Genomic DNA, 16201 nt, shown 5'->3' with positions numbered 1-16201 from the left:
AAAATTGAAATAATTGAAAAATTACAAAGCAGTCCAACCGCCATCTACGCTGATTGTGGTGCCGGTGATCTGCGCGGCGGCGTCACTCGCCAGAAAGGCCACCGTGCCGCCCAGCTGCTCCACCGTGGCAAATTCCCGGCTCGGCTGACGCTCCAGCATCACCTTCTTGATCACCTCTTCGCGGCCCATGTTGTATTTCTCCATGGTGTCAGGAATCTGCGCCTCTACCAATGGGGTCAGCACATAACCCGGACAAATCGCATTACATGTGATCGGCTCCTCTGCGGTTTCCAGCGCCACAGTCTTGGTCATGCCCACCACGCCATGTTTGGCCGCCACATACGCCGCTTTATAGGGCGAGGCCGTCAGCCCATGAGCGCTGGCGATATTGATCACCCGGCCCCAGCCCCGTTTGCGCATGTGCGGCAACGCCGCCGCCGTGGTGTGAAACGCCGAGTTCATATTGATCGCAATGATCGCATCCCATTTTTCGGTCGGGAATTCATCAATCGGAGCGACATGCTGAATGCCCGCATTGTTGACCAACACGTCACAACCGCCAGCCTCCTCAATCAAGGCCCGGCACTGATCGCCTTGTGACATATCTGCCGCAATATAGCGCGCAGACACGCCAAACTCGGCTGCGATATCCGCCGCCAACGCGTGATCTTCCTCCCGATCCGTGAATGAATTGAGCACCACATCCGCACCGACTCGCGCCAGCTCCCGCGCAACACCCAAACCGATTCCCGAATTGGATCCGGTGATGATTGCGCTCTTGCCTTTCATAGTCATGCCTCAGCCCTTCCCTCTGCGACTGTCAAAATCTTGGCCGCACCATACCATGCTGCACTCGCAAAATAAGGGAATTCCACCTTGCACCGTAGTCTTACGTAGGCGGCAGACCGCCCATTCCGGACCTTGTGATTTGCATGCTCAAACGGCGGGCAGTAAGCCAAAAAAAACGCCCGCGCGAAGCGGGCGTGAAGTTATTGAGGCAGGTTTCATACAGGCAAGAAACCTATCGAGCAGTGATCTTGTTATAAGCGTTCTCGCGCCGACCTCCAAGCTAAAAGTTTGATAAGCCTCAAATCCCTCGTTACTTTTTGAACAACCACAAGAAACCACCCATAGGATTGTTCAGGCGATGGCACCAATCAGTTTCCCCAAAGTCACTCACGCAGCCACTGTGCTTGCGCTCTCTTTTATTGGGGTTTCCAGCCATGCGGAGCCAGGTCATGGCATCGCTATGTATGGCGACCCAGCCCTGCCACAGGATTTTGTGTCCCTCCCATATGCCAACCCAGAGGCCCCAAAGGGCGGGCGTGTGGTCACCGGCAATGGCGGCAGCTTTGATTCCCTCAACCCATTTGTGCGCAAAGGCACTGTGCCCTGGCAGCTACGCTTCTTTGCTTACGAATCTCTCATGGGGCGCAACTGGGACGAACCATTCGCCCTTTACGGGCTCCTGGCCGAATCGATTGAGACACCCGAAGATCGCTCATGGGTGGAATTTACCCTGCGCGAAGAGGCGCGATTCTCTGATGGATCCCCGGTCACTGTCGCAGATGTGATCTGGTCTTACGAAACTCTCGGCACCGTCGGGCACCCCCGCTATCTCGGGTTCTGGCAACAGGTTGACAGCATCAAAGCCACAGGCCCGCGTTCTGTGCGCATCACCTTCAACACCGACGATCGTGAGCTCGCCCTTATCGCCGGTCTGCGCCCCATTCTGAAGAAGGCGCAATTTGACGGGAAATCTTTCGAAGACACCACTTTGCAGGAAATCCCTTTGGGCACGGCCCCCTATGTGGTTTCGGATTTTGAGGCAGGCCGCTTTGTCACGCTCAGTCGTGATGACAATTACTGGGGCGCAGACCTGCCTTTCCGCAATGGCACACACAACTTTGACGAAATCAAAATTGATTTCTTCGGCGATACCTCTGTGATGTTTGAAGCCTTCAAAGCGGGTGAAATTTCCTATGTGCGCGAGTTCAACGCCGAAAAATGGGCAGCGGCCTACGACTTTCCGCTGGCCCAGTCCGGCGATGTGGTGAAATCAGAAATCCCGCATGAAAAACCGTCCGGCATCACCGGTCTGGTGCTCAACACCCGCCGCGCGCCGCTCGATGACATCCGCGTGCGGGACGCGCTGATGCATGTGTTCAACTTTGAATTCATCAACGACACCATGACAGGCGGGCGTCAGCCGCGCATCACCTCCTTCTTCTCCGGCTCTCAGCTTGGTATGCAAGACGGCCCGGCCACAGGCCGCGTTGCCGAACTGTTGGCACCTTTCGCCGCAGATCTGCCTGCTGAGGCGCTGGAGGGTTACAGCCTGCCCCAATCAGATGGCTCTGTGCGCAACCGCAAAAACCTGCGCAAGGCCATGTCGCTGATGGAGGCCGCAGGCTACAGCGTGGTCGACGGCAAAATGCAAAACAGCGCTGGCGAAGACCTCACCTTGGAGATCCTGCTCACGCAAGGCGACACCGAGAACAAAGCCATCATCGACATCTACAAAAAGGCGCTGGAGGCGCTCGGCATTGATGTCGCCGTCACACTGGTGGATGGCGCACAATACAAACAGCGCACCGGCGCTTTTGATTTTGACATCACCAACTACCGCCGCGCGCTCTCGCTCAGCCCGGGCAATGAACAGCGCCTCTATTGGGGCTCTGACGCAGCAGAGCAGAACGGCTCGCGCAACTTCATGGGCGTGCAGTCCCCGGCCATTGACGCGATGATCACCGAAATGCTGACCGCCGGTTCTCAGGAAGATTTCATCGCCGCCACCCGCGCACTGGATCGCGTGCTCAGCACCGGCCGCTATGTGATCCCGATCTGGAACTATGCCGTGGGCCGCGTCGCGCATGACAAAAACCTGCATTTCCCAGACACGCTCCCCATCTACGGCGACGGCGTCGAATGGTTGCCGAGCGTCTGGTGGTATGAAGAGAGCAAGTGATCACAGGCGCGCCTCCCCCTGCGCCCGCAGCGTGACTGACCAGCGATACCGGGCCAGAGCGAACGGGCTAAGCACAAAACACACCCCGGTTTCTCATTCTTGAAATATCCCGGGGTGGACACCGCTTGCGGTGTCAGGGGCAGCGCCCCTCTCTCCCGATTCACCTGCGCTGCTCAATCCGAAGGTTAATACCATCGCGCGACCGCACCGTCAGATGGGCAATCGGCACGGGCGGCGCGCCCACGGGAGTCAGCTTAAAATGCTTCAAGATCATAGAGAGCATCAACACCCCTTCCACCATGGCAAAGCCCGCACCGGTACAAACCCGTGCCCCCGCCGAGAAAGGCACATAAGCCTCCCGCGCGCAGTGTTTGCCGTTCTCCGTCTGCCAGCGCGTTGGGTCAAACCCGTCCGGATTGTCCCAAATCCGCTCCTGCCGGTGCAAATGCCAGGGGGAGATAACAATCTGAGATCCTTCACGAATCTCCCGATCCCGAAACTGCTCCGGGCAGGTTGCCTCCCGCACCATCATCGGCACCGGCGGATAGAGCCGCAGGGTTTCGCGAAACACATCCCGACTGATTTTCAGACGGCTGATCGCAGCAAAATCTGCCTCCAATCCCTGTGCTTCCTCTGCAATCATCTCCTGCCACTCCGGATACAGCGCACATAAATACAGCGCCCAGGCCAAAGCAGAGGCGCTGGTCTCATGCCCAGCCAGAAAGAAGATCGCCACCTGATCCACCATCTCATTGGTATCAAACGGTTTTCCCGTTTCCGGATCTACCGTTGTCATGATCTTGGTGGCCAGATCATTGGGCGCCGTCCCGGCCGCAATCGCTGCCATACGCGCCTCAGTCAGCCCCGTAATCAAAGCCCGAATGCTGGCAGCGGTGCGTTTGGTATCTTTGCGAAAAAACCTTGGAAACCAACGCGGCAGCGGCAAAAATGCCCCCAGATTCACGATCGGCGCACTGCGCTGATAGCTGCGAAATTCGCTGAACACACGTCCCGCCACCTCATGTTCGATCGGGATCGAAAACAGCGTGCGAAAAATCACATCCGCCGCCGCATGGCTGGTTTCTTCTTCTATTTCAATATCTTGATCAACGCGCTTGTCGATCCGCGCCACCGCAGACTCCGCTGCCGCCCACATCGCCGGAAAGGTGTCACGCAGCCGCCCCCCTTCAAACGCCGGGTCAATAATCCGCCGCTGCCGCTTCCACGTCTCGCCATTGGTCAAAAACACAGATTGCCCCAGCAACGGCCGCAAGCCCTCGCTCACCCGCTCCGACTTTGGGAAATCATCCGGCCGCTCTTTCAGCACCGTCTGGATCAGCGAGGGTTGATTGATCATATAGGAGCGGAAAAACGGCGTGCGGAACTCTGCCATCCACGCACGATACAGCCGCTGTGGCTGCGCAGACAACAGATCCTGCCGAAACAGTCTAACATACTGACGCAGCGAGACTCTATCCGGCCGCGGTGTGGGTTTGGGCGGGATCATTGCGCCCCCTGTGTGTATCGGTTCACCGGCGTCTCAATCCGCGATTTCGACGGCTGTCGCCCCTCATACCGCCCTGCCAAGCTCATCGGCCCAGCCGTGATTTGGAAATAGTCATAGTCTCCCGGCCGATCAAAGGCACAAAGATATTGAAAGTGCAGGCGAAAAAACCGCCAGCGCAGCTCTTTCCACCGCGCCTCACTCAACGTCTGCGTAAATGCCGCTGACACAACAAGCGGCCAGCGCTTGCCGCTCTCTGGCGCAACCCCTGTCACTGACACAGGATCGCACAGGGCAAAGGCACAGCCATCTCCCGGCGCGGTCACATCCACCCAAGTGATGTCCTCCCGCTGACACAGATATGAAAGATCCCCCCGCAACCGATTGGAATCACGCAAAAATGACACCATCGGCACAACCTGTCCAAGCGACAGAAACGCCAACCTCGGCCCATCTTGGGGCAACAGACCGTCGCGGATCAGATCGGACAACACCGATACTGCCAGATGCGCCCCGCTGGAATGGCCCACCACCAGAACTTCCTCACAATCACTTCTAAGCGCTTCTGCGATGCGGTCTTTAAACGTCGTCATTCGCGCCTCAAGCTCTGGCGCATTCGCGCCTTTCGTGGCCGCCGAATAGGCGTAGTCATGCATCAAGTAATAGGCAAAGACCTTCCCGTCGTGCTTTTGAAACCACTTGAGGATTGGCACCACCACCAAAAGGCCAAACAGCTTGCTCCACCACGGCAGCACAAGCGCGAGCAGCGCCCCAATGCCCCAGGCCACGGCCAAAGCAAACATCAGCTGCAAAATCAGGAAGATCACCGGATAAAGCGCGGCAATCACCGGGCCTTTGCGCAGTTTCATCAGCCGCCACAGCGCCCCACTGCCGATATAGACCCAGGCGGTGCGCACGAGTTGCACGTAAGTTGCCGCAATCCCCTGATCCATGCTGTCCTTGACAATATCGGACCAGATCAAAACCTCAAAATCTGCTTCGCTTTCAACGCCTTGAAAGCACCCAGTCACATGCCAGCCGAACGGCCCAGCCCCTGGTTTTTTTGGAGAAAGCGTCAGCGCATAGCCCGAAATACCCGCCTGCGCCGCGCCCTCTTTGCGATAAAGCTCGCGATAGCGGCGCGGGTGGATCGGGTCATATCCGGGAATGTAAAACACACGGCGCTTGCGCACGCTCTGGTGTTGGGGGGTCTCACCCATGGGCTGCTCTCTCCTTTGAAGAGAGCATAGCCCGTCACTTCGGCAAAATTAAGTCTTATCCGAGTGTTGCAAGTGCCGGGAAGGTTTCCAGCAACCAGAAAGAGAAGGTGGAGAATGCACCGGTCACCAGCATCACGCCAACAAACAACAGCAGTCCGCCCATCACTTTCTCAATTGTACCCATATGCGGCTTGATTTTGTTCATCACGCCCATAGCCCGATTGAGGAACACCGCCGCCAGCAGGAATGGAATACCCAAGCCTGCGGCATAAACACCCAACAGCACGGTCCCACGCGTGATCGAGGCTTCGCTCGCCGCAATCGACAGAATCGCACCCAGCTGTGGCCCAATGCAGGGCGTCCAGCCAAAGGCAAAGGCCAACCCAAGAACATAAGCGCCAAAGGCCGATCCGCCGGAATCTCCGGTCTCAATCCGCGCCTCACGATCCAGAAATGGAATGCGGAACACATTCAGGAAGTGCAGGCCAAATACAATCACGATGCCGCCCGCGATCTTGCTGAAAAGCTCCTGATTTTGCAGGAAAAACGCCCCAAATGCAGAGGCCGTGAACCCAAGGAACAGGAACACAGTGGAAAGCCCCAGCACAAAGAACAGCGCCGTCAGGATCACTTTGCGCCGCGCTTCCTGCTGCGTCGTCATCTCCGACATACTCATGCCGCTCATATAGGCAAGATAGGGCGGCACAATCGGCAGCACACAGGGGCTCAGAAACGAGATGGTCCCCGCCATCAGCGCCACGAACATGGCAGGGAGCAGCCCTGCGTCGATGATATCAATTCCAAACATGCTGCCACACTTAGGTCATCTCTCGCCCAAGGTCACCCATGCTTCGGTAACAACCTTGTGGACACACCGAAACATCGCGCTTATGTGATTTTATGGATTTGGAAATCGACGCTCTCGGCCTCTTGTGCCCCCTGCCCGTCTTGCGCCTGCGCAAACGTATGGAACCTCTCAAAGATGGCGCCAAAGTGCAGCTCATCGCGGATGACCCTGCCGCCATCGTGGACGTGCCGCATTTCTGCAATGAAGCGGGACACCAGTTTCTTGGCATGAGTGAAACAGACGGCACCCTGTTTTTCACCATTCAAAAAGGTGCCGCCGCATCAGAGGCATAACCCGAAATCAGGCCGCCCCAGCCTGTGCCACATGCGGCAACAAAAACGTACCTGACGGTGGTGTGGTGTTGACCTGCACCCGGCAGTGGTAGGCTTTGCTTAGCAAATCGTCAGTAAACACTGCCTCAGACGCGCCCTGCGCCAGAACGCGGCCATCACTGATCAGTGCAACCTCATCAGCATACATTGCGGTGAGGTTCAGATCATGCATCACCGCCACCACGCCGCCCCCCGCATCTGCAAAGTCACGGGCAATCTGCATCACCAGAAGCTGATGACCAATATCGAGCGCAGACACCGGCTCATCCAGAAACAGCCAGCGCGGCACGCCATCCTGTGTTGACTCCCACACCTGCGTCAGCACACGAGCGAGCTGCACACGTTGCTGCTCGCCCCCTGACAGTTCCTGATAATAGCGCGCCGCATAGCCCCCCAACCCCACACGCGCGAGCGCAGCGGGCACCAGCTGATTTTTCCCACCGGATGTGCCATTCATCAGCCCAAGGCGTACAACCTCGGCCACAGTGAAGGGAAAGGCCAGCGGCGTCGCCTGCGGCAGCACGCCACGCATGGCCGCAAGCTCCCAGGGTTTGGCACGCGCAATATCCACGTCATTGAGCCGCACCGTGCCACCATGTGCCACTTCGCCAATCATCGCTTTGAGCAATGTGGTCTTGCCGGACCCATTGGGGCCCACAATGGCCGTCAACGCGCCGGGCTTGGCCGCAAAGGACACGTCATGCAGCACCTCACGGCGGCCAAACGACACAGTGATATTTTCGGCTTTCAACATGGCTCACATATCCACAATGCCACGACGGCGCAGCAAAATCCAAAGGAAGAAAGGCCCACCGATGACGGCCATGATAATGCCAATCGGCAATTCCGCAGGCGCAATAATCATCCGGCTGATAATATCCGCCACCAGCAGCAGTGCCGCCCCCAGTAGCGCCGAATTGCGCAGCAGATAGGTGTGGTCCGGCCCCACCGCGAGGCGCAGCAGATGCGGCACCACAATGCCAACAAAACCAATGCCGCCGCTCGCTGCCACCGCAGCGCCAACCGCCGCCGCCACAGCAAGGATTGCCACATTTTTGGTGCGCTGCACATCAATGCCCATATGGCTCGCCGCCGCCTCACCCAGCGCCAGCCCGTTCAACCCTTTGGCAATAAAGGGAATGGTGAGCATCGCCACCGCAATCAACGGCACGGCCGTCCAGAACTTGGACCAGGTCGCCCCCGCTACCGAGCCCATGCCCCAGAAGGTCAGAGTACGCAGCTGCGCATCATCTGCGATGTAGATCAGAATGCCAGATACCGCCCCGGTCAGCGCGCCCAGACCAATCCCGGCCAGCAGCATGGTGGCCACCGATGTACGCCCCTTGCGGGTGGACACGCGATAGAGAATGAGTGTTGTGGCCCAACTGCCCAGAAACGCTGCCAGCGGCACCAGATAATATCCCAGCGCGTCACTCAGCGCCAACGGCAGCATGCCGCCCAGCACGATCGCAACAATGGCACCAAACCCGGCACCGGCGCTCACGCCAATCAGTCCCGGATCCGCCAATGGGTTGCGAAACAACCCCTGCATCATCGCGCCTGAGACTGCCAGCGCCGCGCCCACCGCCGCCGCCATCAGCGTGCGCGGCAGGCGAATATCAAACAGCACCACACGGTCGCGCAGCGACAGCTCCGCCCCACGTGCCACATCCCACAACGCCTGCCACAACGACGTGCCAGAGGCACCAATTGCCAGCGAGGCCAGCATGGCAACCGCAAGCACCCCAAGTAACACATAGGTCAGCCGATGCGCGGTCTGACTGCGGTCCCCCTCCGTGGTGTCAGCTACGGATGAAACTCCTGCATAAGCCATCAGCTCTGGACATCCACCAACGCGTCCGCAAGCTCAGAGATCGCCTGCCCGGTGCGCACAGAGAAGCCCAGCAGCAACATACCGTCCATCCGCACGATGGCATCGTTCAGCGCCGCAGGGGTCTGACCAATCGCCGGATGGGCACGCAGCTGATCGTTAGAGGCCCCGTGATCATCGCGCCGATCCATCATCAGGATCACTTCCGCCCCACTCGTGGCAATCGCCTCATCGGTCATCGGCTTAAAGCCCTCAAACCCGCTCGCTGCGTTTTCGCCGCCAGCCAGCTCAATGATCGCGCCCGCGCTTGTGTTGGTGCCTGCCGCCATCACGCGCCCACCGGCGGTGGACAGAATGAACAACACTTTCGGCCGGTTCGCGGTATCCACCTTGGCCAGCGCCTCAGCAATTGCCGCATCGGTTTCTTGCGCCAGCGCCGCACCTTTCTCAGGCACGCCAAGCACGTCAGCCACGGTCATGATCTTCTGGCTGACCGCCTCACGCGTGAAGCCTTCGTTGATTTCGGCCACCGGGATCGCCGCCTCGCGCAGCAACTCCATGGTTTCCAGCGGGCCCGCGCCCGCTTCGCTCAGGATCAGGTCAGGGTTGACCGACAGCACACCCTCCGCTGACAAGCGGCGGATATAGCCCACATTGGGCAAATCGCGTGCCTCTGCCGGGTAGTTGGAGGTGGTGTCGCGCGCAACCAGCCGGTCGCCTTCGTCCAGCGCATAGACAATTTCTGTCACCGCACCGCCAACAGAGACAATCCGCTGCGCGGGCTCATCTGCCCGCAAAGTTGTGCTCAGCAGCAGAGCCAAAGCCCCCGCCATTGCGCCCTGCGTGATGGAAATCCCACTCAGTTTCATCATGCTGCAAGCTCCGCAAAATCGGCTTCAAGCTCTGCAATCAACGCCGCCCATGCCGCTGCCGCCTCTGGGTCTTTGGTCACCCCGAAGAACTGCGCAATCAACATGCCTTCTGCGTCAAACGCCTCAACCGAAATCGCCGGCCCACGCCGCGTGCTCTTGGTGACAGCATAGACCTCCGCAATGTGATCCTTGCGCAGGTGCAGATCGTGGCCAGGATCCAGAACATTGATCCAAGGGCCCATGTCGACAATCCGAGACACGGGGCCAGTGTGAATTTCGATACAGCCCGCATTGCCGACAAAAATCATGATCGGCACGGTCTTCTCTGCCGCACGGTGCAGCAGCGTTTCCACCGATTTTGGTGCAATACGACGGGCATAAGGCGCGCCCGCAATGCGATAGGCCCCAAGCCGGTTCATCTTCATCTTGCGGGTCATGATCAGAAACTGATGGGTGTCTGACATCTTGTCCCACTCCGTGCGCAGCTTATCAGCTTTCTCAGGGTCGCCTTTGGGGCCGTCCACTGGCTTGCGCGCCTCTGTGGTGATCTCGTCACCCTGATCTGCACTTTTCAGCGCATCGACGATGCTGTGCCATTCTTCCAGAACAGAGGCATCGCGCAAATGCACTTTGTGCACAGCATCACCCGCCGCATCAAACACCTGAATAGACCGCTTTGTGCCCTTGTCGGTCACTTTCTCAACCGCAAAGGCATGCACCCAGTGGCTGCCAAACATCCGCAGGTCAATCTCTTCGTTCAGCACCATAGAGGCATGTGGCCCCGGCGTGTAATTGGCGTATTGACCAACTTTTTCAATCACACAGGATGGGTTGCGGGTCAGCGCCATCACTTCTCCCAACCGCTCAAACGATGCAAACAACGCATCAATATCCGCCTGCAGGCGGGTCACACCCTGTCCAACATGCGCGGCAACCAGATGCGCTTCGGAAATGCCAAGCTTGTCCGCCAGATCGCGCTCGCGCAGTTTGTCATGCTCCTTGCGGGCGTCCCTGATGTCCTGCGGGGAAACAGCAGCTATGGTGGCCATTCGGCTCTCCTATTCGTCGTCGAAGTATCGGTATCGGAAGAACGTTCTGGCTAGCATTCACAGAGGAAGGCTTTGCTGACATTCGTGACTCCACTGAATCACATTGTCGACAAAATTAGTCACCTTTCAAGGGGAGTGCAAGTGGCTCTGCCATCTCACAAACGAGACCAAACAGCGCAACGAACCTGTTTTGAACTTAGCCCGTCGAATGCAAGTGCCGCAAAAGCAAAGGACAGTCATCCATAGGATGAGAAAGGCACCCTAACCTCTCTCTTCAGCAATCCGCAAAAGAATGTCACGCAGAAAATCCAGGCGAAGATCATACGTCCCATTCGGATCAACCAAACCTTCCGTCTCAGCGCCAATCACGCTGAGGACATCACGCACCTCATGCCCATTAAAACGGCTGTACCGCGCGCTTTCACCGACAACAGCATTGTACAAACGTCCGGGCCAATGCCGCGACCGAATAATGGCGGCCTCACCTATTGCCAGCCGTACACGCAAGATGACGTCTATTTCGGGCAGCGAACGCGTCTGCGATGTCATGCGCTCGCCAAACCGAAACCGCGTCGACTGAACACGCAGCAGCCGTGCGTTCAACTCAGGGTATACACCCTCTTTTAGCTTCATCCATCGGTACCAAGGGCGCACTTCCCGAATAACGGGACGCGTGTCATCCTCCGACACTCAGTGCGATCCTTCTGCGCCCGCGCTCCCAAACAGGCGCCCCCAAATCGGCCCAATGACCTTTGTGGCCACAGGGATCAATGCCGCACCCAAAAGCACTCCAAAGACACCATCCATCGCAGCCTTTGCTGTCCACTCCGCAAAGCCTTCATAGGCGGCAGGCACCATATGCCCCACCGCATAAGCCCAGTCGTGAATGTGATGCCCAAGCCAGCCAAACCCCAGCTCCTCCAGACCATGCACAACGATAGAGCCGCCAACCCAAAGCATGGCGGCCGTTCCCACCAGCGTCAGCAGCTTCATGAAATAGGGCATGCCCCGAACAAGGCTGCGCCCCAGCGCGCGCGTCAACGACAGCCGCCCGCCCGCATACATCGCCAGCCCCACATCATCCATCTTCACAATCAGCGCCACAGAGCCATAGACCGCAACCGTAATACCCACACCGGCCAACGCCAGAGTCGCGGCTTCCATCCAGAAATTGCTCTCCGGAATGCCCGACAGGATGATGGTCATGATCTCAGCCGACAGAATGAAGTCTGTCTTGATGGCCCCGGCCGCTTTCTTTTCTTCCAGATGCGCCACATCCTCGGGGATCTCGTCTTCTGCCGCTGCGTGATGTGCCTCATGGGGCGCAAAGGCATGCACCACCTTCTCCGCCCCCTCAAAGCACAGATAGGCCCCACCCAGCATCAACAATGGCGCAATCGCCCAAGGCGCAAAATTGGCCAGCAGCAAAGCCGCTGGCAACAAAATCAAAAGCTTGTTGCGGATTGAGCCTTTGGCAATCTTCCAGATGATCGGCAGCTCGCGTTTGGCTTCAAACCCGTGCACATATTTGGGGGTTACAGCCGCGTCATCAATCACCGCACCCGCGGCTTTGGCACTCGCTTTGGCCGCACCTGCCGCCACATCATCGATTGAGGCCGCCGCCACTTTGGCAATGCCCGCCACATCATCCAACAACGCAAGCAATCCACCAGCCATCTGCACCTCTCCTTTGCCCCCAACTCTGCTTTGGGGTGTTTGTTGATTGATGCCCGATCTGCAGGGAATTTCCTAGAGCCAACTCTTCAGCAGGCGCAACATCGGCCACGAACTCCAGATGTTGCCAAACATCCCGTTGCTGCGCGCGCTGCATTAGACGTTTTAAAGATCAGGCAAAACCGCAAACGCACCGACGCAATACCGACGGGAAACAGACGCAATACAGACGCTAAGTTTTTGAGAGAAAATCCGTTAATGCGGCAACACGTCAGCTCTTGCCAAGCCGCTCCAGCAACGCCTCATTTACCGCAGGTGTCACAAACTTTGACACATCCCCATCCAGCCGCGCGATCTCTTTCACCAGCTTTGAGGCAATCGCCTGATGCTTCAGGTCAGCCATCAGAAACACCGTCTCAATGCTGCTGTCCAGAGCCCGGTTCATGCCAACCATCTGATATTCATACTCAAAATCCGTCACCGCCCGCAAACCGCGCACAATGATCTGCGCGCCCGCTTCTTTGGCGCAATCGATCAGCAGATTTTCGAACGGATGCACAACAATCTCGGTGCCGGTTTCGTCCGCCAACTGCGCGCATTCGCCTTCGATCATCGCGACCCGCTCTTCGAGCGAAAACAACGGTCCCTTGTCGCGATTGATCGCAACGCCAATCACTAGCCGGTCCACCAATTGCGTGGCGCGACGAATAATATCAATATGCCCCAATGTGATAGGGTCAAACGTGCCTGGATATAGAGCGGTGCGCATGACAGTCTCCCGTAGTCTTGGGCGCACGCAACATTATTGCGCAGCAATTTGCAAGCAGAGTTTGACGGATGGGTATTTCTGCGGTGCAGAGACGTCGCGGCACAACAAGAACAGGGCCTCAATGCCCCATGATCATTCCTTCAAGGGCCTCCTTCTCCATGGCCAGTTCAGACAGTCGGGCTTTCACCGTGTCGCCAAGGGAAATCAGCCCCACCAGCGCACCATCTTCCAGCACCGGCATATGGCGAAACCGACCTGTTGTCATTTTTTCAAGCACAGTCACCGCGTCATCGTTGCGCCCACAGGTCACAAGCTCGGTGGTCATATAGTCATCAATTTTCGCAGACAAACACTCAATGCCGCGCCGCGCCAGCTCCCGCACAATGTCTCGCTCTGACAATATTCCCAGCGGCACCGCCCCGTCTTCAGACACAATCACCGTGCCAATCCCTTTATCTGAAAGGATTTTCGCCGCCTCAGATATCAATGTGCCCGGTTTGACCGTCAACACACCTTCAGAGCCTTTTGACTTCAAAATCTGATGAACAAGCATACGAACCCTCCGAAAGCGCTTAAATAAGTCTCAGCGTTGCCGCTGCCTCCGCTCATGTCAAGTTTGCGCTTCCAAACGAGCCACCTCCTCGCGCATGCCCTCACAGAGTGCTTCGGAAAAACGGTTCAGCCGTTCCAAGCGGCGATCATCTGCATGCCGGATCAAATAAAAGCTGCGCGTCAAAGAAATCTGTTCCGGGAGCACTTTCACCACGCCGCGCGCCGAAGGAATGGCAAAATCATGCACCACGCCAATGCCGGATCCTGTGCGCACCCAATTGAACTGAACAGAGGCAGAGTTGGAGGCGAGCCGCACCCGCTCCACCCCGACTTCACTCAGATAGTCGAGCTCTTTGTCAAAAATCATATCCGGAATATACCCCGTCACCAGATGCGCGCTCAGATCTGAGACCTCGGTGATCACAGGCTGGCTGCGCAGATAGGCTTCTGCTGCTCCCAAGTGCAATTTGTAATCTGTGATTTTCTGTACGGTCAGCCGACCGGCCGTTGGCGCACTGACCGCCACCACCAGATCCGCTTCACGCCGTGACAGGCTCACCACACGGGGCAGCGCCACAATCTGAATGTCGAGGTCAGGGTTGTCCCTGGCAATGCGCGCGCACACCTGTGGCAACAGAAAGTTTGCCACCCCATCCGGTGCACCAATGCGAATTTGCCCTGACAATCCAGTGCTTTGCCCCACCATCTCTTCAGTGGCTTCCTGCAGGCTCTGCTCCACACGCAGCGCATGCCCCATCATTCGCTGCCCCGCATCAGTCAGCGCATATCCCGTTGGCGACTTCACAAACAAAGGCGCCTCAAACACGGTTTCAAGCCGCGCAACCCGCCGCCCCACCGTGGCGGGATCGACCTTCAGACGCCGCCCCGCCGCAGACAGGCTTTCCTCCCTTGCCACCGCCAGAAAAACCCGCATGTCATCCCACTGCACCATCGCGCACACTCCTGCATTTTTGCAAAACAGTTTTGAACACTTGTCTCTTTTCCACACATTTTTGCAAGCCTATTGTCACCCCAATCTTTTTTGGAGGAAGCAATGCAAGAGTTGTCTCACTACATCAACGGCGAGCACGTCAAAGGCACATCCGGCCGCTTTGCCGAAGCCCGCAACCCTGCCACTGGCGAAATCATCAGCAAGGTGCCACTGGCAACCCCAGCTGAACTGGACGCAGCTGTCGCAAAAGCCGCTGTCGCGCAAAAGGAATGGGCCAAGGTAAACCCGCAGCGTCGCGCACGCATCTTCATGAAGTTCGGCGCGTTGATCAACGAACACATGGACGAGCTGGCAGAAATCCTGTCCAAAGAACACGGCAAAACCCTGCCCGACGCCAAAGGCGACATCCAGCGTGGTCTGGAAGTTGTTGAAGTCTGCATGGGCGCACCAGCCATGAACAAAGGCGAGTTTGTTGGCGACGCAGGCCCCGGCATCGACCTCTACTCCATCCGTCAGCCTCTGGGCGTTGTTGCGGGCATCACCCCGTTCAACTTCCCAGCGATGATCCCTTTGTGGAAAATGTCACCCGCTGTGTCCTGCGGCAATGCCATCATCCTGAAGCCATCTGAGCGCACCCCAAACACCGCGATGCGTCTGGTCGAACTGTTCAAAGAAGCGGGCCTGCCCGATGGTGTTGTGCAAGTTGTCCACGGCGACAAAGAATGCGTTGACGCGATCCTGGACAACGAAACCATTCAGGCTGTTGGCTTTGTGGGCTCCACCCCGATCGCGCAATACATCTACGGTCGTGCCGCAGCAAACGGCAAGCGCGCACAGTGTTTCGGTGGTGCGAAAAACCACATGATCATCATGCCCGACGCGGACATGGACAAAGCCTCAGACGCGCTGGTCGGCGCAGGCTTTGGCGCAGCTGGCGAACGCTGCATGGCGATCTCTGTTGCGGTTCCAGTTGGCAAAGGCACTGCTGACGCACTGGTCGAGCGTCTGGTTCCAAAAATCGAGAGCCTGAAAGTGGCCCCCTATACCGGTGGCGACGATGTGGACTACGGCCCGGTGATCACCGCTCAGGCCAAAGATCGCATCGAGGGTCTGATCACCTCTGGTGTTGATCAGGGCGCGACACTGCTGACAGACGGCCGTGGTCTGAACATTCAGGGCTATGAGGACGGTTACTTTGTTGGCCCGACCCTGTTTGACAACGTGACCCCAGACATGGACATCTACAAAGAAGAGATCTTTGGCCCAGTTCTGTCAATGGTGCGTCAGGACAACTACGAAGACGCGCTGCAGTTGGTGATGGACAATGAATACGGCAACGGCACGGCGATCTACACCGGTGACGGTGACGTGGCCCGCGACTTTGTGAACCGTGTAAACGTCGGTATGGTTGGCGTGAACTTCCCGATCCCGGTCCCGCTGTCTTACTTCTCCTTTGGCGGCTGGAAAAAATCTGGCTTTGGCGATCTGGACCAATACGGCCCCGACGCATTCAAGTTCTACACCCAGACCAAAAAGGTCACCTCCCGCTGGTTCTCCGGCATCAAGGACGGTGCGGCGCTGAACTTCAAAGCGATGGATTGATCCACAATCCAACTTGTGCTCATGTACCG

The 16201-nt window shown here is 57.7% G+C and carries 16 protein-coding genes; 3 read left to right on the top strand and 13 right to left on the bottom strand.

Going from position 1 to position 16201, the window contains the following annotated elements:
- Window positions 1-21: 21 nt before the first annotated feature.
- Entirely contained in the window at window positions 22-795 is a 774-nt protein-coding gene (locus tag PJL69_RS02800; protein WP_209095526.1) for a 3-hydroxybutyrate dehydrogenase, read from the bottom strand.
- 352 nt (window positions 796-1147) lie between these two features.
- Here PJL69_RS02800 and PJL69_RS02795 point away from each other — a divergent pair, with 352 nt between their 5' ends.
- On the top strand, window positions 1148-2968 hold the full coding sequence (locus tag PJL69_RS02795) for an extracellular solute-binding protein (protein WP_441347448.1): 1821 nt from the start codon (window positions 1148-1150) through the stop codon (window positions 2966-2968).
- A gap of 160 nt (window positions 2969-3128) precedes the next feature.
- Here PJL69_RS02795 and PJL69_RS02790 read toward each other — a convergent pair whose 3' ends face one another.
- Genes PJL69_RS02790 through PJL69_RS02780 form a run of 3 tightly spaced genes read right to left on the bottom strand, consistent with a single transcriptional unit; the run spans window position 3129 to window position 6500 of the window.
- Window positions 3129-4475: a cytochrome P450 gene (locus PJL69_RS02790; RefSeq protein WP_271308293.1), complete on the bottom strand. Its 1347-nt coding sequence runs from the start codon at window positions 4473-4475 to the stop codon at window positions 3129-3131.
- A complete protein-coding gene (locus PJL69_RS02785; protein WP_271308292.1) occupies window positions 4472-5692 on the bottom strand; it encodes a hypothetical protein in 1221 nt (406 codons plus the stop codon). Before PJL69_RS02785 ends, PJL69_RS02790 begins: the two co-directional genes overlap by 4 nt.
- A 55-nt stretch (window positions 5693-5747) precedes the next feature.
- Entirely contained in the window at window positions 5748-6500 is a 753-nt protein-coding gene (locus PJL69_RS02780) for a cytochrome c biogenesis CcdA family protein (RefSeq protein WP_209095519.1), read from the bottom strand.
- 92 nt (window positions 6501-6592) lie between these two features.
- On the opposite strand from PJL69_RS02780, the gene PJL69_RS02775 reads away from it, so the two are divergent.
- Window positions 6593-6832 (top strand): sulfurtransferase TusA family protein, encoded by a 240-nt coding sequence (locus PJL69_RS02775; RefSeq protein ID WP_271308291.1) that lies wholly within the window; start codon window positions 6593-6595, stop codon window positions 6830-6832.
- A gap of 7 nt (window positions 6833-6839) precedes the next feature.
- Here PJL69_RS02775 and PJL69_RS02770 read toward each other — a convergent pair whose 3' ends face one another.
- The 9 genes from PJL69_RS02770 to PJL69_RS02730 all read right to left on the bottom strand — a co-directional run bounded on the left by PJL69_RS02770 (window position 6840) and on the right by PJL69_RS02730 (window position 14570).
- The gene (locus PJL69_RS02770; protein ID WP_271308290.1) at window positions 6840-7625 is read right to left on the bottom strand and encodes a heme ABC transporter ATP-binding protein; all 786 of its coding nucleotides are present in this window, start codon (window positions 7623-7625) and stop codon (window positions 6840-6842) included.
- 3 nt (window positions 7626-7628) lie between these two features.
- Window positions 7629-8705, bottom strand: coding sequence for a FecCD family ABC transporter permease (locus tag PJL69_RS02765; protein WP_271308289.1), 1077 nt, complete (start codon window positions 8703-8705; stop codon window positions 7629-7631).
- Window positions 8705-9574, bottom strand: a complete 870-nt coding sequence (locus tag PJL69_RS02760) for a heme/hemin ABC transporter substrate-binding protein (RefSeq protein WP_271308288.1) — start codon at window positions 9572-9574, stop codon at window positions 8705-8707. Before PJL69_RS02760 ends, PJL69_RS02765 begins: the two co-directional genes overlap by 1 nt.
- Window positions 9571-10623, bottom strand: a complete 1053-nt coding sequence (locus tag PJL69_RS02755) for a hemin-degrading factor (RefSeq protein WP_271308287.1) — start codon at window positions 10621-10623, stop codon at window positions 9571-9573. The genes PJL69_RS02760 and PJL69_RS02755 overlap by 4 nt, the downstream gene beginning before the upstream one ends.
- Before the next feature lie 261 nt (window positions 10624-10884).
- Window positions 10885-11313, bottom strand: a complete 429-nt coding sequence (locus PJL69_RS02750; protein ID WP_271308286.1) for a hypothetical protein — start codon at window positions 11311-11313, stop codon at window positions 10885-10887.
- Complete coding sequence (locus PJL69_RS02745; RefSeq protein ID WP_271308285.1) at window positions 11314-12300, bottom strand: DUF808 domain-containing protein; 987 nt, start codon at window positions 12298-12300, stop codon at window positions 11314-11316.
- A 268-nt stretch (window positions 12301-12568) separates the two neighbouring features.
- A complete protein-coding gene (coaD, locus tag PJL69_RS02740) occupies window positions 12569-13066 on the bottom strand; it encodes a pantetheine-phosphate adenylyltransferase (protein ID WP_209095505.1) in 498 nt (165 codons plus the stop codon).
- A 118-nt stretch (window positions 13067-13184) separates the two neighbouring features.
- The gene (locus PJL69_RS02735; RefSeq protein ID WP_209095504.1) at window positions 13185-13619 is read right to left on the bottom strand and encodes a CBS domain-containing protein; all 435 of its coding nucleotides are present in this window, start codon (window positions 13617-13619) and stop codon (window positions 13185-13187) included.
- A 57-nt stretch (window positions 13620-13676) separates the two neighbouring features.
- Window positions 13677-14570, bottom strand: a complete 894-nt coding sequence (locus PJL69_RS02730; RefSeq protein WP_271308284.1) for a LysR family transcriptional regulator — start codon at window positions 14568-14570, stop codon at window positions 13677-13679.
- Between the two features lie 102 nt (window positions 14571-14672).
- Here PJL69_RS02730 and PJL69_RS02725 point away from each other — a divergent pair, with 102 nt between their 5' ends.
- Window positions 14673-16172: a CoA-acylating methylmalonate-semialdehyde dehydrogenase gene (locus PJL69_RS02725; RefSeq protein ID WP_271308283.1), complete on the top strand. Its 1500-nt coding sequence runs from the start codon at window positions 14673-14675 to the stop codon at window positions 16170-16172.
- Window positions 16173-16201 lie beyond the last annotated feature (29 nt).

It is taken from the genome of Shimia sp. MMG029 (assembly GCF_027947445.1).
In the GTDB taxonomy this organism is placed as follows: domain Bacteria; phylum Pseudomonadota; class Alphaproteobacteria; order Rhodobacterales; family Rhodobacteraceae; genus Shimia.
Note: the sequence above shows the minus strand (reverse complement) of the source record. Positions and strands in the feature narration are given on the sequence as shown.

Coding starts and splice junctions, on each gene's coding strand:
- PJL69_RS02765 (WP_271308289.1), bottom strand. CDS start 8,705: ATGGCTTATGCAGGAGTTTCATCCGTAGCTGACACCACGGAGGGGGAC.
- PJL69_RS02725 (WP_271308283.1), top strand. CDS start 14,673: ATGCAAGAGTTGTCTCACTACATCAACGGCGAGCACGTCAAAGGCACA.
- PJL69_RS02735 (WP_209095504.1), bottom strand. CDS start 13,619: ATGCTTGTTCATCAGATTTTGAAGTCAAAAGGCTCTGAAGGTGTGTTG.
- PJL69_RS02785 (WP_271308292.1), bottom strand. CDS start 5,692: ATGGGTGAGACCCCCCAACACCAGAGCGTGCGCAAGCGCCGTGTGTTT.
- PJL69_RS02755 (WP_271308287.1), bottom strand. CDS start 10,623: ATGGCCACCATAGCTGCTGTTTCCCCGCAGGACATCAGGGACGCCCGC.
- PJL69_RS02790 (WP_271308293.1), bottom strand. CDS start 4,475: ATGATCCCGCCCAAACCCACACCGCGGCCGGATAGAGTCTCGCTGCGT.
- PJL69_RS02760 (WP_271308288.1), bottom strand. CDS start 9,574: ATGATGAAACTGAGTGGGATTTCCATCACGCAGGGCGCAATGGCGGGG.
- PJL69_RS02775 (WP_271308291.1), top strand. CDS start 6,593: ATGGATTTGGAAATCGACGCTCTCGGCCTCTTGTGCCCCCTGCCCGTC.
- PJL69_RS02795 (WP_441347448.1), top strand. CDS start 1,148: ATGGCACCAATCAGTTTCCCCAAAGTCACTCACGCAGCCACTGTGCTT.
- PJL69_RS02770 (WP_271308290.1), bottom strand. CDS start 7,625: ATGTTGAAAGCCGAAAATATCACTGTGTCGTTTGGCCGCCGTGAGGTG.
- PJL69_RS02800 (WP_209095526.1), bottom strand. CDS start 795: ATGACTATGAAAGGCAAGAGCGCAATCATCACCGGATCCAATTCGGGA.
- PJL69_RS02780 (WP_209095519.1), bottom strand. CDS start 6,500: ATGTTTGGAATTGATATCATCGACGCAGGGCTGCTCCCTGCCATGTTC.
- PJL69_RS02730 (WP_271308284.1), bottom strand. CDS start 14,570: ATGGTGCAGTGGGATGACATGCGGGTTTTTCTGGCGGTGGCAAGGGAG.
- coaD (WP_209095505.1), bottom strand. CDS start 13,066: ATGCGCACCGCTCTATATCCAGGCACGTTTGACCCTATCACATTGGGG.
- PJL69_RS02745 (WP_271308285.1), bottom strand. CDS start 12,300: ATGGCTGGTGGATTGCTTGCGTTGTTGGATGATGTGGCGGGCATTGCC.